General features: G+C 51.5%; 18 protein-coding genes. 7 read left to right on the forward strand and 11 right to left on the reverse strand.

Annotated elements, in window-relative coordinates:
• Positions 1-6: 6 nt before the first annotated feature.
• Positions 7-669, forward strand: coding sequence for a Na(+)/H(+) antiporter subunit B (locus tag VB712_RS18995; protein WP_323257644.1), 663 nt, complete (start codon positions 7-9; stop codon positions 667-669).
• 391 nt (positions 670-1,060) lie between these two features.
• Here the strand turns inward: VB712_RS18995 and VB712_RS19000 are convergent, their stop codons facing one another.
• The 8 genes from VB712_RS19000 to VB712_RS19035 form a co-directional block, all read right to left on the reverse strand.
• Positions 1,061-2,167, reverse strand: coding sequence for a geranylgeranyl reductase family protein (locus VB712_RS19000; RefSeq protein ID WP_323257646.1), 1,107 nt, complete (start codon positions 2,165-2,167; stop codon positions 1,061-1,063).
• A gap of 214 nt (positions 2,168-2,381) precedes the next feature.
• On the reverse strand, positions 2,382-3,287 hold the full coding sequence (locus VB712_RS19005; protein WP_323257648.1) for a peptidoglycan-binding protein: 906 nt from the start codon (positions 3,285-3,287) through the stop codon (positions 2,382-2,384).
• Positions 3,288-3,348: 61 nt separating this feature from the next.
• On the reverse strand, positions 3,349-3,804 hold the full coding sequence (locus VB712_RS19010) for a hypothetical protein (RefSeq protein WP_323257650.1): 456 nt from the start codon (positions 3,802-3,804) through the stop codon (positions 3,349-3,351).
• A 50-nt stretch (positions 3,805-3,854) separates the two neighbouring features.
• On the reverse strand, positions 3,855-4,292 hold the full coding sequence (locus VB712_RS19015) for a YraN family protein (protein ID WP_323257652.1): 438 nt from the start codon (positions 4,290-4,292) through the stop codon (positions 3,855-3,857).
• Positions 4,293-4,384: 92 nt separating this feature from the next.
• Positions 4,385-6,973, reverse strand: coding sequence for a M1 family metallopeptidase (locus VB712_RS19020; protein ID WP_323257654.1), 2,589 nt, complete (start codon positions 6,971-6,973; stop codon positions 4,385-4,387).
• Positions 6,974-7,120: 147 nt separating this feature from the next.
• Positions 7,121-7,453 carry a cytochrome c6 PetJ gene (gene petJ, locus VB712_RS19025; RefSeq protein ID WP_323257656.1) on the reverse strand — a complete coding sequence of 111 codons (333 nt, stop codon included), beginning with the start codon at positions 7,451-7,453 and terminating at the stop codon, positions 7,121-7,123.
• A gap of 243 nt (positions 7,454-7,696) precedes the next feature.
• Complete coding sequence (locus VB712_RS19030; protein WP_323257658.1) at positions 7,697-8,380, reverse strand: lysophospholipid acyltransferase family protein; 684 nt, start codon at positions 8,378-8,380, stop codon at positions 7,697-7,699.
• Positions 8,381-8,382: 2 nt separating this feature from the next.
• Complete coding sequence (locus VB712_RS19035; RefSeq protein ID WP_323257661.1) at positions 8,383-8,514, reverse strand: hypothetical protein; 132 nt, start codon at positions 8,512-8,514, stop codon at positions 8,383-8,385.
• A 114-nt stretch (positions 8,515-8,628) separates the two neighbouring features.
• Here VB712_RS19035 and bchB point away from each other — a divergent pair, with 114 nt between their 5' ends.
• A complete protein-coding gene (bchB, locus tag VB712_RS19040) occupies positions 8,629-10,155 on the forward strand; it encodes a ferredoxin:protochlorophyllide reductase (ATP-dependent) subunit B (protein WP_323257663.1) in 1,527 nt (508 codons plus the stop codon).
• A gap of 80 nt (positions 10,156-10,235) precedes the next feature.
• Here the strand turns inward: bchB and VB712_RS19045 are convergent, their stop codons facing one another.
• Positions 10,236-10,472, reverse strand: coding sequence for a 2Fe-2S iron-sulfur cluster-binding protein (locus VB712_RS19045; protein WP_323257665.1), 237 nt, complete (start codon positions 10,470-10,472; stop codon positions 10,236-10,238).
• Between the two features lie 56 nt (positions 10,473-10,528).
• Here VB712_RS19045 and VB712_RS19050 point away from each other — a divergent pair, with 56 nt between their 5' ends.
• Both VB712_RS19050 and VB712_RS19055 read left to right on the forward strand, forming a co-directional pair.
• A complete protein-coding gene (locus tag VB712_RS19050) occupies positions 10,529-11,113 on the forward strand; it encodes a molybdenum cofactor guanylyltransferase (protein WP_323257667.1) in 585 nt (194 codons plus the stop codon).
• A gap of 32 nt (positions 11,114-11,145) precedes the next feature.
• Positions 11,146-11,805, forward strand: a complete 660-nt coding sequence (locus tag VB712_RS19055) for a Uma2 family endonuclease (RefSeq protein ID WP_323257669.1) — start codon at positions 11,146-11,148, stop codon at positions 11,803-11,805.
• Positions 11,806-11,860: 55 nt separating this feature from the next.
• Here the strand turns inward: VB712_RS19055 and VB712_RS19060 are convergent, their stop codons facing one another.
• Both VB712_RS19060 and smc read right to left on the reverse strand, forming a co-directional pair.
• Positions 11,861-12,787: a PRC-barrel domain-containing protein gene (locus VB712_RS19060; RefSeq protein WP_323257671.1), complete on the reverse strand. Its 927-nt coding sequence runs from the start codon at positions 12,785-12,787 to the stop codon at positions 11,861-11,863.
• Between the two features lie 94 nt (positions 12,788-12,881).
• Complete coding sequence (gene smc / locus VB712_RS19065; protein ID WP_323257673.1) at positions 12,882-16,499, reverse strand: chromosome segregation protein SMC; 3,618 nt, start codon at positions 16,497-16,499, stop codon at positions 12,882-12,884.
• 216 nt (positions 16,500-16,715) lie between these two features.
• On the opposite strand from smc, the gene VB712_RS19070 reads away from it, so the two are divergent.
• The 3 genes from VB712_RS19070 to VB712_RS19080 are packed head-to-tail and all read left to right on the forward strand — an operon-like array spanning position 16,716 to position 18,462.
• Positions 16,716-17,429, forward strand: coding sequence for an AAA family ATPase (locus tag VB712_RS19070; RefSeq protein WP_323257675.1), 714 nt, complete (start codon positions 16,716-16,718; stop codon positions 17,427-17,429).
• Positions 17,430-17,434: 5 nt separating this feature from the next.
• Entirely contained in the window at positions 17,435-18,025 is a 591-nt protein-coding gene (locus tag VB712_RS19075; protein WP_323257677.1) for an AAA family ATPase, read from the forward strand.
• A gap of 2 nt (positions 18,026-18,027) precedes the next feature.
• Positions 18,028-18,462 (forward strand): hypothetical protein, encoded by a 435-nt coding sequence (locus VB712_RS19080; RefSeq protein ID WP_323257679.1) that lies wholly within the window; start codon positions 18,028-18,030, stop codon positions 18,460-18,462.
• Positions 18,463-18,752: the final 290 nt, after the last annotated feature.

Genomic DNA, 18,752 nt, shown 5'->3' on the forward strand with positions numbered 1-18,752 from the left:
AAGATCATGAAATGGATTTACCTTGCCGCTGGCATTGCCCTGTACTTGAAAATGTTGGTGTTTCCCAACGTGGTGATTGCCGGTGAAGAATTGGCGATGGTTGCCCCCATTGTGGAAGAAACGGGTGTACCCAATGCCGTATCGGGGATTATTTTTCGTAACCGTCTTTATGACACGATTTTTGAGGTGGTCGTGTTTACCATTGCCATCATGGGGGTGAAATTCCTCCTCGCGGATGATCAACCGCCAACAACAGTCCATCAATTCACGGATCACCCCTCCATTGTCCTCGCTCGTTTAGGGGCCACCATCGCCGCCTTAATTGGCATTGAGCTAGCGATTCGGGGCCATCTCAGCCCAGGGGGAGGCTTTGCCGCTGGCGTGGCTGGGGGAACGGCGATCGGGTTAGTGGCGATTACCGCCGCCGCTGATTGGATGGAGGCCCTTTATAAACGGTGGCACGCCGCTACCGCTGAAAAGGTGACGGTATTGATCTTTATCATCGCCGCTGTCTTACTGCTGGTGGGGATTGAGTTGCCCCTGGGGGAATATGGCAGTTTAATCAGTGGGGGCTGGATTCCGATTCTCAATGTGCTGGTGGCGGTGAAGGTGGCTTTAGGATCTTGGGCCGCAATTTTGCTGTTTATCCGTCATCGGGGTTTGTTGTAGGAAGGAAAAGGGAAAGTTTAACTTTCCCACTGCCCACTTTTAACGAGTCTTCAAAAAATAGGGTGAAATTGGCTCGATTGGATCCCGAATTGGCGTAGGGGCGAAAAATTTTTGTGCCTTCGGCAGGCTTACGCCAACGCCCCTACAGGGTTTCAATTTTACTCAATTGAGCTGATCACCTTAAATTGTAAAGCCGACATTCCACAGGTTGCTCAATCAATGGTGCGTCAGCCGTTAAGCTACTCTTTTGCGTCCTAGGTTATCGATCTGACGCACCCTACCATTGAATCGTAAGGTGCTTCAGACCAGATCAATGATGATGTTGATGGTTGAATTGTGCCTGACGCACCGTTCACTAGCATCATTGGCCTTAACCTGCGAAATGTGAGCTTTAACCAAAAGGAAGTAGGTTCTTTTTCAAAGCTCTGAAAGCTCGGTCGGTAACGGCGGAATAGCTCAATTCACCACAGAGGATCTGGCTCATTAATCGGGTGGCAAGGGGTTGTTTCACGCCGATTTTGTAGGCGAGTTTGGTGAATTTATAGAACAGGCCCGCTAAACGTTGGGCGAGGGCCATGTCGTGACCCCAGAGGGTTTGCATTGTCTCGCTATAGCGGGCTAGGGCTTGGGCATCGCCTCCATGGGCAGCGGCGATCGCCTCCGCCGCCTTCACACCACTGAGCAACGCCGGACGAATGCCTTCTGCCAAAAAGGGATCGGCTAAACCGGCACTATCCCCCACCAGCAAGCAATTTTGGCCATGTAAGGGCCGCTGCTGATGCCATAGGTTCATCGGGATGGCTGTTACGGTTGCCCCATTGCCGAGATATTGGCCCAATTGTTGGGCTAACTCTGCCGGTTTGCTGTTGCCTTCCATGACTGCGGCACTCACAACGGAGCGATCGCCCTGGGGAAACTGCCAAATAAAGCCATTTTTTACCGAACCAAAATCAAATTGGGCTTGGTGGGGGAATTTTGGGGGTTCAACGAGGGCAGCGACGGCGGCGATCGCCCCCTTCCCCATCCCTTTTAAACCCAACCAAGCAGCACAAGGCCCCCCGGCTCCATCGGCGGCAATGACATAGGGGGCGGTGAGCATTCCCTGATGCGTAGCCACCTGCCAAGCTTGACCATCAAAGCTTAACCCCGTTACTGCCGTGGCCATTTGTACCTTGGCCCCAGCGGTTTCGGCTTGATTGAGCAGGAATTGATCAAAGATGGGCCGTTGCACCATCCACATCGGCTGAGTTTGTAATTGGGCTGCAACGGGATCGCCCTGTTGCCAGGTAAAGCGGACTTGATCAACAGTGGTGGCGATCGCCGGGGCAAAATCAAAGTCAAACCAAGCCGCCACGGCAGGAGAAACCCCACCGCCACAGGATTTGCTCCCTAACTTTTCCCCTTTTTCGAGGATTAACACATTCAGGCCGCGCCGAGCGAGGTGGTAGGCGGCGGCAGTACCGGCGGGGCCGGCTCCAATAATAATGCAATCGGTCATTAAATTTTGAGGGCTAGGTGGGGAAGGATCCCCCCTGCCCCCCTTAAAAAGGGGGGTTCTGAATTTAACCCCCTTTTTAAGGGGGTCGGCGTAGCCGGGGGGATCTTTGAGGTGGAGCGAGATCCCCCCTGCCCCCTTTTAAAGGGGGGTTCTGAATTTAACCCCCTTTTTAAGGGGGTCGGCGTAGCCGGGGGGATCTTTGAAGTTGGCAGGCTTACATCTTTTGGATAAAGCGGGTAGTGACATAGCGACCGGGGGCAATTTGCGCCCAGCCATTGGTTTGACCGATGACATTCACTACCGTGCCATGGGCTAAGGTAGTGGCTACGGAATATTGCTCACCGGGGCCGGTGCGGACATTGAGGGGGCGGGTTTGGGTGTTGATGCGGTATTGCCCTTGGGAACCGGAGGGGGCAGTCGCAGCAGCGGCGCGGGCCGGAGCGGGGGCTGTGCCACCCCGGAGGGCGGCGAAGGTTTGGGGGCCGGCAATGCCATCAACGCTAATCCCGGCATCCTGTTGGAAGCGCCGCACAGCGTTGATCGTGCTGTCGTTGTAAACACCCCGGCCACTGCCATCGGCTCCGTAGGAAATGCTGTAGCCCTTGTTGCGCAATAGGGTTTGCAGTTCCGCGACTTGATCGCCTTTGGAATTAGGGCCGAGCATTCGGGCATTGCTGCTAGGACGAGCGGGGGAGGGGCCGCCTGTACCGTTACCCCCCCCCCGCAATCGGCTCAGGGTTTGGGGGCCAACAATGCCATCGACGCTTAAACCGGCTCGTTTTTGGAAATTGCGCACAGCCTGTTCAGTTTGGGGGCCAAAACGACCACGGCCCGCTCCATTGGCTCCGTAGGCAATGGGAAAACCTTGGTTGCGGAGGAGGGTTTGCACTTCGGCAACGGCTTCGCCATTCATGCCGCTGCGGAGGGTTTGGGCGGTGGCGGGGTTAGCAATGGCCACCGTTCCCGCAATTAACCCTAAGGAAAGGCTTGTGAGCAATAAACCGTGGGAGAGCGATCGCCAGGGGGTGGATTGCCAAAGGTTGATCTCGCTAAAGTCGTAGGTAATACCGACTTCAGCTTCGTGGGCTGCATAACCGTAGGTGTAGGCCAGAATATCCATAGATGTATTGCAATAACTCGCTGCTAATATTGCCCATCCTAATCTGAAATTTGAGGGAACGCTAAGATTGTTCCGGCTGTGGGAATTTTTCGACAATTTCCAAATTTGGCAACCCGGTTAACTTTTCCACTGGCTCATCAAGATGCTGCGTCGGGACATAAATTTTCAGTCCTTGGGGAACACCACAAACCTCAATGGGGGTCATTCCGACCATTTCCCCATCTAAGACGACTTTTTGGGGGGGATTGGTGGTAATTTTCACCCATTGGGCCTGGAGATAGCCAATGTCATCTCGCTCGGTGGGGCGGTGCTGGATCGCGGTCTGTAGTAGATGTTGGGAGGCGGCGATCGCCCCTGTCCAGTTGTTAGCGGCAACAATGGTGATATCTAACCAACCATCATCGGCTTTGAGTTGGGCCGGCCCTTGGGCAAAAATCGAGGTAGCGGGGGCGGCGTTGGCGACGGTGACGGCGATCGCCGTTGTGGTAATCACCTTATCCATCGTTTCCAACTTCACGTTGAGAATCCCCGCGCTAAAGCGACGGGGATTGTCAAAATCAGAGCGGGTTAAAAGATGCCTTCGATGTAGTTGTAGATGGTGAATTGATGGGTGATTTCTTGAGGGGTGAGATCAGGTTTGATCTGGCCTTGGTAGGTTACGAGGGCGAGATCAAATCGACAGGGCCAATGGCTGTAATGGGGGAATTTTCCTAGGAAACAGGCGGCGGTTTCGCTGAGTTTGGTTTGTTTTTGGGGCGTGATGGCGGTGAGGCCTTCGTGATCCCAGGAGGGATGGGTGCGCTGTCGCGGATCGCACCTGGTTTTCACTTCAATAAACACCAAGGCCGGCGGGCCAGGGGGTTGGGCGATCAGATCCAATTCCCCCCAAGGACAGCGCCACCGTTGGGCGAGGATTTGCCACCCCTGAGCCTCTAACCACAGTTGTACCCGTTTTTCCCCGAAGGTTCCGACCCAATGATCCTGTTGTTTTTTGGTGTTGGCCATAATTTCGCTTGTCAGTACAAAGGCGCAATCAACCCGATCTGACTCCCCTTCGCCCTTTTTGGGAGAAGGGGCTGGGGGATGAGGGCAAGGGGTTAGGGTTTAGCCTCCAACTTGGCGAGGCGACTTTTAAGGTCTTGGTTATCTTTTTTCAACTGCTCCAATTCTTCTCGCAGTTGGGTGAGGGCTTGATCTGATCCTAGGTTTTTCTGTACCCGCTTAACCGCTTCTTCTGCCATGCGCCGCACCCGGCCATCGGGGGTTTGATCCGCTAAGGCGGTGAGGATGGCGATCGCCTCTGGGGTTTGCATTTGTCCTAAGGCTCCACTGGCGGCGACTTGGGTGAGGAAAAAGGATTCTTGGGCGATCGCCTCTAATTCCTGGGCGATCTGCTCCACTTGGTCGGGGGTTTGGCCCGTGGAGACGGCTCCGAGGGCGCGGATGGCGGCCAAGCGCAGGGCTTGGGGTGTGCCGGGTTGGGTGTATTCAAGGATTAACGCCACGGCTTCGGGGTTGGTTTTTAATTGGCTCAAGCCGCCAATGGCTCCGGAGCGCACCACCTCATTCCAACCGCTGCGGGTTGCTAAAACGGAACGAAAGAGGGCGATCGCCTCCTCTTGTTTCGTTTTCAAAATTCCCGTCACCATACCGCCCAAACTCCGCAATGCTGCGGCCTCTGCCCCATAGCTAGCATCACCATCCCGCGCTACCGCGAGGACTAACTCGTAACTTTTCAGGGTTTTAATTTTCGCTAAACTTTCAATCACAGCCCGACGCACCCGCGCATCTTGATCCCCTAAGCCAGTGCTGAGGGCATCCACGGCTTGATCTAGCTTGATTTTGCTCAACTGTTTAGCCACTTCCAAACGCACACCCCAGAAGCGATCCGTGGTTAAGGCAGTTTGGAGGGCGGCGATCGCCTCTAATCCGCCCTTTTTGGCGAGGGCGATCGCTGCATAGATGCGCGACACGGGATCGGGATCATATTTAAGCTGTTGCTTCAGGGCCGCTACAGGATAATCCAGACTGACGGTTTTGAGAAAACTATTGCAGACATCGAAGCTAAAGAAATCGGGTTTTTGGGTGAGGGGGAAATAAAAGGTCTGTTCCGGTTGATTAAGGCGGACGGTTAAGGATTGAAAAGAAACCTGTTCCTGATCATTAACGGAACCAAAGGCAATGGGAATCTCTAAATCAAACAGTTGGCTATCACTGCCGGTGGAATCAGTTTTCGCCTGAGTTTGTTTCACCGTTACTTTGGCTAACTTCGTCTCATTATCCCAGCTATAACTCACCTTAAAATCAGGATGGCCACCCCGGAACACATACTGATCAAACAAAAAGGCTAAATTGCGCCCCGTGGCCTGCTCAATGGCTCGGAGCAAATCAATCGTTTCTACGGTTTTATGGGCATTGTCATTAATAAACCGATGGATCGCCCGATTAAATAATTCATCACCCAAAATTCCCCGGATCATGTGGTAAACACAGGCCCCTTTTTCGTAAAGATGGCGATCATAGAGTTCAATGGCTTCACGGTAAATATGGGTGACAATGGGGCGACGATAGCGGGAACTATCCTCACTGAGATAGCTGCGGGCTTCGTTGAGCAAATAATAGGCTCCCGCCTCCGGGCCATATTCATGTTCCGTCCAAATCACCTCAGAATAGGAAGCCGCCCCTTCTTTCAGCCAAGCATGGGACCAATGCTTAATCACTACCAAATCCCCAAACCATTGATGCGCCAATTCATGAACGACTAAACTTTCCGTGCGCTCATTATCGAGCATCGCCCGTTCATCGAGTAGGCAACGATCTGTTAACAAGGTTGTGGAAGTGTTTTCCATGCCCCCAAAAATAAAATCAGCAACGCAAACCTGAGCATATTTAGGATAGGGATAGGGGTAGCCGTATTTTTCACTTAAGAAAGCGATCATTTTAGGCGTTTTACCCATGCTTAAACGGGCCGATGCTTCTTGGCCCTTTTCCACATAGTAAGTAACGGGGATGTCTTGCCATTGGTCGGCAATTTCGGCAAAATCCCCGACGGCGAGAGTCATTAAATAGGTAGGATGGATCTGTTTTTGATGCCAATGGTAACGGGTTGTTTGACCTAAATTTTCCGTTCCCACCAATTCCCCATTGGAAATGGCCCGCAGGGGTTGGGGGACTTCGACGCGGATTTCTGAGGTGGCCAGTTGACCGGGATAATCAAAACAGGGGAACCAATAGCGGGAATCTTCATCTTCCCCCTGTGTCCAGACTTGCAGGGGCTTATCGGGATAATGGTCATCGGGGCCGATGAAGTAGAGGCCGCGCTGGGGCTGGTGGGCGGCGTAGTCGATGCTGACATTAAAGGGATCGGAGCCGGTGGGTTGAAGCAGTTCAATAGCTAACCGTTCGCCGTTGTAGTCGAAGGGTTGGGCAAATTGCCCCACTTTTACCCCCCGAATTTCCAAATCCACTGCATCAAGGGTGAGGTGCGTAATCCCGGAGCGGATCGGGCGGATCGTGATCGTGCAAGTGCCGCTGAAGGATTTTTGCGGAATATCTAAGATGAGATCGAGGGCAATATGCTCCACTTGGCCGGGGCGATCGGGGTTGTAGTGGGGTTTGGCTCCTGGCAGTTCAAAGGAGTTATGGCGATCGCCCTCGTCGTCAAAGGAGAAAAATTGCGTGATCATGGAATTCTTGCATCAATACATCTGCAATCCATTTTAGGCCCCCATGGGGGGAGAAGCAGAGGAGAGGGAAGTAGAATTGATCTGAAATGCGGCGATCGCATTCATGAGGTGTGGGGGCGAAAGATTTTTCGCCCCTACCACAGTCCCTTACCAGCCTTTGCTGGCTTGATCCAGAACGTAGGATGCCACATTCTCAATTTGTTCAGCGTTGAACTTAGCGCCAAAGCCGGGCATCGCGCCTTTACCGTTGATCACTTGGTTTTTAATCGCGGCAACACTGGCCATATCCCATTTTTCCAAATCCCCTTGCTTCAAGGTTTTGGCTCCATTGACCACATTGCCGCCCCCCATGTGGCAAGCGGCACAGTTGGCTTTAAAAATTGCTTCCCCAGCCCCCAAGTCAGCGGCTTGGGCGGGCATCAGCCAGAGCAAGGGTAGAAACAACACCGTCAAAGCCAGAGTTACTAAAAGTTTACGCATCGTGTGTTCTCCAAAAATCAGGAATGGTTTGATCTTGAAAGGGGGCGAATACTTGAGTCAAGCGACAGGCTGTCGAAATAGAGGAGTAGAGGAGCATGATCTCGATTCTCCTATGGATGGGTGGGGGGCGAAAAATTTTTGTGCCTCCGGCAGGCTTACGCCAACACCCCTACGTCAGCAGCTAAACCCAGCCCGTTCGATCCCCCCGGCCCCCCTTAAAAAGGGGGGTAATAAATTCGTTCTCTATTCTCCCACCAACGCCGCCAAGGCCCCCGCCACATCCCTTGTCAATTGCTTCGATGCGCCCTTGATGGATAGCTGAGGGTATTGATTGACGGCGATCGCCTCCCCGATTTTCACCGTCACCTGACTGCCTCGGCGGGGGATTTTTTGGGAATATTGCAAACTGACGGGGACAATCTGCACGGGGCGATCGCATCCCCGCGCCTCCCGTTCGGCCTGGGCTTGCAGGGCAACCATCGCCACGCCCCGCTTAATCGGCTGTATTCCCGCTTCCCGAAAAATATCCCCCTCTGGGAAAATGACGACCATTTCCCCTTGGTGTAAGAGGTTGACCGTATGATCCAAACTGGCTAACTTGCGATGATGGGCGTGGGTATCCACGGGGAACCCCCCTAAACGCCGAATAAACCACCCCTGCACCCCCCGCATTTCATCCGCAGAAACCATGAATCGCAGGTAACGGCCTGTGACAGTTTTGCCAGTGGTATGGGCGACGATCAGCGCATCCCAGCGGGAGCGATGGGTGGGGGCAAGAATCACCGGGCCGGTTTTGGGGATATTTTCCTGGCCAATGACCCTGATTTGGCTGAAGTAATAGGGCAGGATAACTTGATTACCTAAGGGATAGGCGATCGCACTGATCAGGGGAGAAATGCGGGAGGATACGGGAATTTTTGAGGACATCATCACAAGCTCACAGGCTGGGTTTCACTTGCCTTCACCTTATCGAGGGGGGTAATGGGGATGGGGGCGATCGTGACAGTTTCGGGAGCGTAACGGGAAAGGTTGGCCGTGGCGGGTGTGAAGAAAGAAAACATTATGTAAAGTTGGGGGCGATCGCCTTGGACTTTCTGAGAGAATAAAAAGCCGGTAGCTGAAGGAACTTCAATCTTTCCCTAGTATTTTTACTTAGCCCTGGAGGTTAATCGTCGATGAAATTGGCTTATTGGATGTATGCAGGCCCCGCCCACATTGGCACATTGCGGGTTGCCAGTTCCTTTAAAAATGTTCATGCGATTATGCACGCTCCCTTAGGGGATGATTATTTTAATGTGATGCGCTCGATGTTGGAGCGGGAACGGAATTTTACGCCCGTGACGGCTAGTGTCGTGGATCGCAATGTGTTGGCGCGGGGTTCTCAGGAAAAGGTGGTGGATAATATCACCCGCAAGGATAAAGAAGAACACCCGGATTTAATTGTCCTCACCCCCACCTGCACATCCAGCATTTTGCAAGAGGATCTACAAAATTTTGTTGATCGCGCCCAGATGGATGCTCAATGTGATGTGATGCTGGCGGATGTCAATCACTACCGGGTTAATGAGTTGCAGGCGAGCGATCGCACCCTCCAACAAATCGTTGAATATTACATTGCCAAAGCCCGCAAACAAGGGGATCTCGATACCACCAAAACCGAGCAACCTTCGGTCAATATTTTAGGGATGACGACCCTCGGTTTCCATAATCGCCACGATTGTACAGAATTAAAACGGTTGATGGCGGATTTGGGAATTATCGTCAATACTGTTGTGCCGGAAGGGGCAATGGTGGAGGAGTTGAAAAAACTGCCCAAGGCTTGGTTTAACCTCGTTCCCTATCGGGAAGTGGGGGGGATGGCGGCGCAATATTTGGCCCAGGAATTTGGTACGCCGATGGTGGATATTACCCCGATGGGGGTGGTGGAAACGGCCCGCTGTATTCGGCAAATTCAAACTGTCCTCAATGACCAAGGGGCGAATGTGGATTATGAGGCGTTTATTAAAGAGCAAACCCTCTACGTTTCCCAAGCGGCTTGGTTTTCCCGCTCCATTGATTGCCAGAATTTAACGGGTAAAAAAGCGGTGGTGTTTGGGGATAATACCCATGCAGCAGCGATGACGAAAATTCTCACCCGTGAGATGGGGATTCATGTGGTTTTGGCGGGAACCTATTGCAAGTATGATGCGGATTGGTTCCGCACTGAAGTGAGTGAATATTGCGATGAGGTGTTAATTAGTGAGGATAATGCGGAAATTGGGGATGCGATCGCCCGTTTAGAACCGGCGGCAATTTTCGGTACACAAATGGAGCGTCATGTGGGTAAACGGCTCAATATTCCCTGTGGTGTGATTGCCGCCCCGATCCATATCCAAGATTTCCCCATTGGTTATCGTCCGTTCTTGGGTTATGAAGGCACAAATCAACTGGCGGATTTGGTTTACAATTCCTTCACGTTGGGCATGGAAGATCATTTGTTAGAAATCTTTGGCGGTCACGATACGAAAGAGGTGATTACAAAAGGGATTTCTGCCGGTTCTGATCTGAATTGGACGAAGGAAGCCCAAGGAGAATTAAATAAAGTTCCTGGTTTTGTGCGGGGGAAAGTGAAGCGGAATACGGAGAAATTCGCCCGCGATCGCAACCTCACGGAAATCAGCCTAGAGGTGATGTACGCCGCCAAGGAAGCTGTAGGGGCTTAGAGATTCGGTATCTAGTTGTTGCATTAATGGGTGTGGGGGCGAAAAATTTTTCGCCCCTACTTTCATGGGGGAATTCCTGATTACCACAGGGGATCGGTATAAAGATTAATCGTCACCACCGGCTGACCGGCGGGAATTGAGGAAATACAGGCACAAATTGATGTACCGTCGGCTAATTCCACCTCGCAGGCATGGCAAGACCCCATTAAGCAGCCGGTGGGAATCGTAATGCCGGCCCGGGCTGCTACAGCTAATATCGGTTCACCGGGTTCGGCTGTGGTGGTGACACCATCGGGGAGAAATTCAACTTGTACCATAGAGCGTTAAAGGGCGAGTTTCTTGCCCGGATCATAGCAGTTTGAGGGGGTGAATTTTGGGGGCGATCGCATTGGTAGCGGGGTTAATTTTGGCGGGGGGAAAGAGTTCCCGCATGGGGTCGGATAAGGCCCTCAAACGGTGGCAGGGGGTTCCCTTGATCTTGCGGGTTTATGAGGCGATCGCCCCTGTGGTGACGCAAGTTTCCCTTCTCACCCCTTGGCCGGAACGCTACTGCGAGATTTTGCCCCCCGCTTGCCAAAGGTTACAAGAATTAGAACCCCACCAGGGGCCAGCTTTTGCCATTGCTCAGGGATTAGCTCAAATTCAAGCCCCTTGGTTGCTGGTGGTGGCTTGCGATTTACCCTGTTTGGATTCTGGAATGCTGATCCGTTGGCGGGAAAAATTGGCCGATTTATCGCCCCATACCCAGGCGTTGATCCCCCGTTGGGGGGAACGGTGGGAACCCTTATGCGGTTTTTATCGGGGGGATTTGGGGCCAAAATTAGGGGCATATTTAGACCAAGGGGGGCGATCGCTCCAGGGTTTTTTCAACGCAATTGAGGTGCAAGCATTAGGGATTGAGGAGGCCGATCTATCCCATTTCCACAACTGCAACACCCCCGCCGATTTGGAAGAGTAGAATAGGAATCAAGCGTTATTCCCCAAGTTGCGATGACCCTTTCCGCTGAACGCAGTCTCATTTACCCTGATTATGATGGCCAACCCATGGCAGACAATACCCGCCAATTCCAATGGATCGTTTTCCTGAAAGAAAATCTAGAACGCTGGTTTGCCCCTTATAATCAGATTTTTGTGGCTGGGGATCTGTTGTGGTATCCCGTAGAAGGACGGCCAGATCTGCGGGTTGCGCCGGATGTTTTGGTGGTTTTTGGCCGGCCTAAGGGGCATCGCGGCTCCTATCAGCAATGGCGGGAGGGAAATATTGCCCCCCAAGTCGTTTTTGAAATCCTCTCACCGAGGAACCGCTTGCAGGAAATGGCGAAAAAGCAGGAATTTTATAACACCTACGGCGTTGAGGAATATTATCTTTATGATCCTGAGGAAAATGATCTCTGTGGATTTATTCGGGTTAATGGCCTGTTAACCCCCGTTGATCAGATTGCCGATTGGATTAGCCCTTGCTTGGGCATCCGTTTTGAACTGACAGCGGAAAGCCTCGCCCTCTATCGTCCCGATGGGGAAAAATTTCTCACGACGTTGGAACTGGAGGCCCAAATGGAAGCCCAGCGACAACGGGCGGAAACGGAATATCAACGGGCGGAACGGTTAGCGGCCCAGTTACGGGCCTTGGGAATTGAACCAAAGGAGTAGGGGCGAAAAATTTTTCGCCCCCACACCCAATCAATCTCTCCCAGCAGATTTCCCCTTAATACTCGTCGTATTCGGGGCGTTTTTCGGGAATGTTGACCGGCGGGGCTTGATAAGGTTCAGGCTCATCATCCCAAACATCATTTTCAATGGGATCATAGGCGGGTTCTCGCTCGATCGCCGCCCGCTGGGGAGGGCGACGGGGTTCACTCCAGTTGGATTCCCCTTCGTAGTCGTCTTCATAGCGCACCGCTTTCGCTTGGCGTTTGGGGAGCGATCGCGGCTGGGATTCTGCCCATTCATCCTCATCCCAAGCCGGTTCATAGGGCCGCTCTAAGGGGGGAGCCACGGGCCGCGCATTGACCGGAATGCCTGTGCCTAATTGATTTTCGGGCCGGGCCGTGGGGGTGTAGTAGGGGTCTTCTTCGTCTCGCTCCCAAGGGGCGCGACCAATGCCGACCCGCTCCAACAAGCCGACGGTGATCTGTTTCAACCGTTCCTCAGACCCTTCAAAGACAATGATCCGATTGGGGCCGGTGCTGACAATTTCCTCGACAGGCAACTCGTAGGTACTCAAAACCTGCTCCGGAATCATCGGCAGGCCAATGGAGGCGATAATCAGCGATACCACCTGGCCATCTTCGACACTAAATTGAAAATCCCGTACCCGCCCCAGCAATTCCCCCACCTCGGTAATCACTTCGCAGTTCACTAAATTGCTGTAGGCCTCTGCATCCACCTCTTCAATCACATCCTCATTGGGAACCAGAAGCACATCCCCCGCCCGCTCAATGCTGCTGAGGTACATATATTTAGGCATCCCCGTCATGGCCAGCAGGTTATCCCGTAGACCCAACGCCACCACTTCCCGGCGATCAATATCCACCAACAGATTTTTCACGACTCCCAACTGTCGAGCCGAGTCATTGGTGATCACCTTAGTGTTGATGAATTCAGAGCGAAGACGAATGGTGTCGGTTGTCATTGTGTTTTGTAGTTCGAGCCTTGGATGGTACGCAGGAAAAGAGATAATTCTTAACAGTGTACCCCTGTTAATTCAGAAAATATTACCGCAATCTTCACAATTTAATCCCCAAAACCTGGGTATAGGCTCCCCTAGCTTGGGTTACGCCGATGGTACGCTGGGCAGATTCAATCATCGGGCGGCGCAAACTGACGACAATGAACTGGGCTTGCTCCGCCTGACTTTTAATCATTCTAGCTAATCGCTCCACGTTTGCCCCATCAAGGAACATATCCACTTCATCGAAGGCATAGAAGGGGGAGGGGCGGTAGCGTTGGAGGGCAAAGATGAAGCTGAGGGCGGTGAGGGATTTTCCACCGCCGGACATGGAACTGAGGCGTTGAACGGGTTTGCCTTTGGGGTGGGCGACAAGGTTTAATCCGCCGCTGAAGGGGTCGCTGGCATTTTCCAATTTAAGGTAGCCGTCGCCTTCGGAGAGGGTGGCGAAAATGGTTTGAAAGTTGGCATTGACAGCATCGAAGGATTCCTGAAAGGCTCTCAGGCGTAGGGTGGTAAAGGTTTCAATCCTTAACAGGAGTTCGGTGCGTTCGGCGGCGAGGGTGGTGAGTTTTTCGGAGAGTTCCGTTAACCGGGCTTCGGTTTGCTCATATTCGGTCAAGGCCAACATATTCACCGGCTCCATGGCTTCTAAACGGCGTTGGGCGGTGTGGATCTGCGCCTGAAGGTGGGTGAGTTGGTCGGTGTAGGTGGCAAAGGTGAGGGTTTGATCCCCCTCATGGCTGACGAGATCGGGGACTTCAGGGAGGGGATCGGGGAGGGGGTGGGCGGCGATTTCCTGCTGGAGTTGGGCGATCGCCTCCTGCCTTTCCCCCTGTTGGCTGGCTAATTTTTCCTGCTCCCAATGGAGGGATTGTTGCCGTTTTTGGAGGGTTTGGAGACGGGCAAGAGTGCGATCGCGCTCTCCCTTAACCCGTCCCAATTGTTCATCCAATGTTGCTAATGCCGCTGTCGTTGCTGCCATGGCATCGGTTAACTGTCCTTGCTGCTGTTGAACTTCGAGTAATTGCCCCTCAGCGGTGGCCTGTGCTGCCTGTTCATGGTGATAGCGGTCTTGGGCTGTTTCTCGCCGCTCCTGCAACCGCAACGCCTCAGTTTCCAAGGCCAACAGTTGCGCTTCGGTTTCCCGGATAGCGGTTTGAGCTTGAGTGATGCGGGTTTCGGTATTGCGGATCTGTTGTTGAATGTCCTGCCAAGCTTGGGCGGTTTGGGCGGTTTCCAGTTGGGCGAGTTGCGCCTGCAATTGTTGCAATTCTGATTCAGCAATGGGCATGGTTTCGGCCAATTCCGCTAAACGGGTGGCGGCTTCCCCTTGGGCCGCTTGGGTTTGGCTAATTTGCAGCGTTAACTGTTCCTGTTGCTGACGGAGGCGATCGCCCTCCCGTTGCCATTGCTCGCGGCGGAGTTGCGCCGTTGCCAAGGCTTGGCGGGCTGTGCTTAATTCTTGGCCCCATTGAGTGAGGCGATCGCGCTTCTGGGTTAACGTCCGCTCACAACCCTGCAAGACATCCTCAAGATCTGCTAACCGTTCTCGCAACTGTTGCAATTCCGCCGATTCCCCCGTGGCCACCGTGCCAAACTGAAGCGTTCCCCGACTGGCCCGACTTCCCCCCGATAATGCCCCACTGGTTTCCAGCAATTCCCCCTCTAACGTAACGATACGGCTCCGGCCTAAGAAAGGCCGGGCAGTTTGCAAGTTTTCAAAAACGGCGGTATTGCCAAAAACATAGGCAAAAATCGGGCGGTAGCGGGGTTCGCAACTGACCAATTTCACAGCATAGTCGATGAAGCCGGTGGCATTGCGGAGATTGCCGATGCTTTGACTACTGGGGGGGCGAATTTTATTGAGGGGGAGAAACGTGGCGCGGCCAGCTTTTTCCCGTTTCAACAATTCAATGGCTTGGGCGGCCACCTGGTCATCCTCAACAACAATATTGCCTAACCTCCCCCCTGCCGCTGTTTCCAAAGCAATATGATAGGCGGGTTCGACCTGACCCAACTGAGCCACTAACCCACAAATGCCGGGTAGGTTTGCGGTCAGGATCACCTGGCTGGCATAGGTTCCTTGGGCTTCTTTTTGAGCGTTGGCCTTGGCTTCGAGCTTATCCAGTTGGCGGGTGCGATCGCGCTGTTCGGTTCGTAATCGGGTGGCGGTCTCCTCGGTGAGTTTGAGTTCTGCTTCAGTTTGGGCATAGTGGCCCACCAGTTCTTGAATGTGGGCTTCGAGGGGGGCGAGATCGGGGGGGGATTCCCCCAAGGCCTTCAATTCGGCAACAATGGCAATGCGTTGGGCTTCCTGTTCCCCTTGGGTTTGTTGGGCGCGGGCGAGGCGTTCGCTGAGTTGAGCCTGTTCGGTGCGTTGGGGGTTGAGGGTATTTTGTAGGGCGGTGATCTGTTGGGTGAGGGCGGTTTGTTGTTGTACCCAAGCTTGGGATTGGGCGGCGATCGCCTCCGCCCTACCCCGCAACTGGCTCAATTCCTCCTGGGCCAGGGTAAGGGCCTGTTGCTGTTGTTGCCAAGTCTCCCCTTCAAGGTGGGCCTGGGTTTGGTTGATTTCAGCAAACCGCTGTTGCAATTCAGCAATTTCAAGGCTCAGTGCTTGTTGCCGCTGACGGCTGATGGTGAGGGTTTGGGTGAGTTGGGCGGCCTGTTGATCAGCCTGTTGGGCTTCGAGGCGTTGGGTGGTGAGTTGGCCATTGAGGGCGATGTGTTGATCTTCCCCTAAAGCTTGGACTTGTTGTTGGAGGCGATCGCATTCCCCTTGCACCGTTGCGAGATCTGAGGCGAGGGCTGCTAACTGTTCCGCCCATTGGGCCAGTTGGGCAACACCCTGATCATATTGCCGTTGTTGAGTTTGTAACTGTTGTTTGAGGGCGCGGGTGGTTAGCACCTGTTCCCACTGTTGCCAGGTTTGGATCTGTTGGCGGAGGGTGTGGTATTGTTCAGCTTTGCGGCGATCGCCCGCCAATTTAGTCAACCCCCGCTGCAACTCCGTTTCAATGAGCCGAAACCGCTCCTCCCGCTCCCGCACCTCCTCCAGGGTGGAGCGCACTTGCTCAATCTTGCGATCGAATTCCGCCACACCGGCTAATTCATCAATAATCTGTCGCCGTTCCCGGCCATTCATCGTAATAATCCGGGTCACATCCCCTTGCAGCACAATGTTGTAACCTTCGGGGTAGATTCGCAGTCGGCGCAATTGGGTGTGTAAATCCGTGGCATTACAGGGTTCGTCGTTGATGAAGTATTGGGAGGAATAGCTACCGCTTTTCGTCACCCGTAGCCGTCGCGTCACCGTCCATTCCGGGGTTAAATCTCCCAAAGCCGCTGCTGTCTCGGCCTTTTCCGCCGCCGTCTCCGCCTCACCAAAATGATCTGAATCTTGCCAATCTGAGAGGTCAAACGTCACCGAAACGCTCACATCAGTGGTAGTTTTGCTATTTTGCTGGTTATGATTGACCAAATCCGGGAGGCGTTCGGCCCGCATCCCCTTAGAACTGGCCAATCCCAAACAAAACAGTAGCGCGTCGAGAATATTCGACTTCCCCGACCCATTGGGGCCGGAGACAACGGTAAACCCATTCAAAAAGGGAACACTGGTTGTGCCGCCAAAGGATTTGAAGTGAGACAGTTCAACGCGCTTGATATGAACCATAGACAGAGGGGGTTTAGATGTACCGTTATATCACAAACAACCGCCTTCTATGGCCAAAGTTGACGCTTTGGCCATAGAAGGCATCGGGATAGGGACTCTGTGGCCATCCCAACCTGATCGAGGGTTAAGATTGATCGGGGGGGCTGGTTTTCTGTAGCACAGAGTTACTTAGAAATGCTGTACAATGCAAATCAAGCTAGTTTATAAAATATTTTTATGTCTGATGAAAAACTCATTATTCACAATTTTGCTGGCATTAAAAGCCTCGAAATTGATGTGAAAAAAATCAATATTTTCATTGGCCCGCAAGCCAGCGGAAAAAGTGTCATTGCAAAGCTTTTATTTTACTGTAAGCAATTTATCAGAGAAATTATTAATCAAGGAATAAACCTGAAAAATAAACGAGATTTAGATCGAGAGCTAAAGAATAAGTTTGAAACTTATTTTCCGCGTGATTCATGGGGAAATCATGATTTTTCAATCAAGTATATCATTGGCGATGAATCAATTGAAATTAGCAAGAGTAACAAGGAAAAATCTAGAACTGAAAAGATAAAAATCAAGTACTCTGATTTTTATCTTAAACACTTGACGAAAGTTAGGAAAATAGCAACCCAATTTCCTGAATTGACTTATAGTCAATCAGTAGTTTCACAATTCAGAGTTATGCATGATATTCGTCAAAGATTTTTAAATGATGTTATTGATCAGTTGGGTTCGGTTCCTTCATTTTGGCAATTATTTATTCCAGCAGGACGGTCATTTTTTGCAACACTTAGAAATAGTATTTTTGGTTTTTTATCAGAAAATAACAACATTGATCCTTTTTTGATTGAATTTGGTGGTTATTATGAACAATTAAAAAAATCCCATCCAACTATGAGAACAATTGACATCAAAGAATTATCCAAAAAAATAATTCTGAGTTAAAAAGAGTGTCAGCAATTAATGCGATCAAAAAAAGAGTTTTACAAGGTGAATATTTTAAAGATCGTGAAAAAAATATTGATTATATCCAAATGAATGATGGTCGTAGGGTACAACTAATTCATTGTTCATCGGGTCAACAGGAAGCCCTCCCTTTAACACTAATTTTGGAAAGTTTGCCATTTTTGCAAAAAGGATTAATGGGACGATCTATCTATATTGAAGAACCTGAAGCCCATTTATTTCCCAGTTCTCAGCGAGATATTGTCAATTTAATAGCTACAGTCTATAACGCTGATAGATCAAGGTTACAGTTTGTAATTACAACCCATAGCCCCTATATTCTAACAGCATTTAATAATTTATTACAGGCAGGTATTTTAGCCCAAGGGGCTTCTCCTGAAACGTTAGCAAAAATTACCCAATTGGTGCCAGAGTCACAGTTTATTGATCCCCAAGAAATCGCTGTTTATCAAATCGCCAATGGTACAGCAGAATCGATTATCCTGGAAGATACAGGCTTGATTGATGCAGAAATTATTGATGCCGTTTCTGAGGAACTTGCGATTCAGTTTGATGGCTTACTGGAGATCGGGTAATCATGGATTTTCCCAATTGCACCGAAGAAACACGGAAGCGAAAAATTACGATTAAAGATCCACGGTCTAAAAACTCTAAAAGTGAAGTCCTGCTTGAGAATCCCCAGGGTATAACGATCAAAATTGTTGAAATTGATGGCTGTGTCATTCAGGGGAATCAACAAATGCGGTGCGATCGCCTCGTCATTGTCCCCCATCAAAAACTGATTTTCATTGAGCTAAAGGGGAAAAAGATCGAACAGGCCTTCAAGCAAATTATCGCAACCCTTGAATATATTTACCAAGCTTGCTCATCCACACAAAACCACGACATTACCGGGATTATCGCCTGTACTGGCTGCAAACTAGCCAGAACCGACATCCAAAACCTCAAGGCTAAATTTCGCAAACACGGTCAACTTGTGATCAAATCCGGTTTAGTCTCTCATTATTTGTAGAGATAAAGGGATAAGGCGAAACCATTAGGGGCGTTGGCTTAAGCCTGCCGGAGGCACAGAAAATTTTCGCCCTTACGAAAATAGTGCGGGAGTCTTAGAGCAACGTTGCTTTAGCGCGGGGATGAAAGACGACACGGCGACTTTAGTCGCCGTCCTGCAAAGACGGCTTATATTGTGTGCTAGGATATAGCCATGATTGTACTAGAGTTCAAAGCCTACGGAAAGCCCCAGCAATTCAGCGCCATAGACGAGGCGGTGAGAACAGTCCAGTTTATCCGAAACAAAGCCAT

This window comes from Spirulina sp. CCNP1310 (assembly GCF_034932185.1).
GTDB lineage: Bacteria > Cyanobacteriota > Cyanobacteriia > Cyanobacteriales > Spirulinaceae > Spirulina.

What these genes read in the sequence shown, in the direction of transcription:
- VB712_RS19070 (WP_323257675.1), top strand. Translation starts at nt 16,716, where the DNA reads ATGTCTGATGAAAAACTCATTATTCACAATTTTGCTGGCATTAAAAGC.
- VB712_RS19020 (WP_323257654.1), bottom strand. Translation starts at nt 6,973, where the DNA reads ATGATCACGCAATTTTTCTCCTTTGACGACGAGGGCGATCGCCATAAC.
- VB712_RS18995 (WP_323257644.1), top strand. Translation starts at nt 7, where the DNA reads ATGAAATGGATTTACCTTGCCGCTGGCATTGCCCTGTACTTGAAAATG.
- smc (WP_323257673.1), bottom strand. Translation starts at nt 16,499, where the DNA reads ATGGTTCATATCAAGCGCGTTGAACTGTCTCACTTCAAATCCTTTGGC.
- VB712_RS19055 (WP_323257669.1), top strand. Translation starts at nt 11,146, where the DNA reads ATGACCCTTTCCGCTGAACGCAGTCTCATTTACCCTGATTATGATGGC.
- VB712_RS19060 (WP_323257671.1), bottom strand. Translation starts at nt 12,787, where the DNA reads ATGACAACCGACACCATTCGTCTTCGCTCTGAATTCATCAACACTAAG.
- bchB (WP_323257663.1), top strand. Translation starts at nt 8,629, where the DNA reads ATGAAATTGGCTTATTGGATGTATGCAGGCCCCGCCCACATTGGCACA.
- VB712_RS19000 (WP_323257646.1), bottom strand. Translation starts at nt 2,167, where the DNA reads ATGACCGATTGCATTATTATTGGAGCCGGCCCCGCCGGTACTGCCGCC.
- VB712_RS19035 (WP_323257661.1), bottom strand. Translation starts at nt 8,514, where the DNA reads ATGTTTTCTTTCTTCACACCCGCCACGGCCAACCTTTCCCGTTACGCT.
- petJ (WP_323257656.1), bottom strand. Translation starts at nt 7,453, where the DNA reads ATGCGTAAACTTTTAGTAACTCTGGCTTTGACGGTGTTGTTTCTACCC.
- VB712_RS19030 (WP_323257658.1), bottom strand. Translation starts at nt 8,380, where the DNA reads ATGTCCTCAAAAATTCCCGTATCCTCCCGCATTTCTCCCCTGATCAGT.
- VB712_RS19045 (WP_323257665.1), bottom strand. Translation starts at nt 10,472, where the DNA reads ATGGTACAAGTTGAATTTCTCCCCGATGGTGTCACCACCACAGCCGAA.
- VB712_RS19005 (WP_323257648.1), bottom strand. Translation starts at nt 3,287, where the DNA reads ATGGATATTCTGGCCTACACCTACGGTTATGCAGCCCACGAAGCTGAA.
- VB712_RS19080 (WP_323257679.1), top strand. Translation starts at nt 18,028, where the DNA reads ATGGATTTTCCCAATTGCACCGAAGAAACACGGAAGCGAAAAATTACG.
- VB712_RS19015 (WP_323257652.1), bottom strand. Translation starts at nt 4,292, where the DNA reads ATGGCCAACACCAAAAAACAACAGGATCATTGGGTCGGAACCTTCGGG.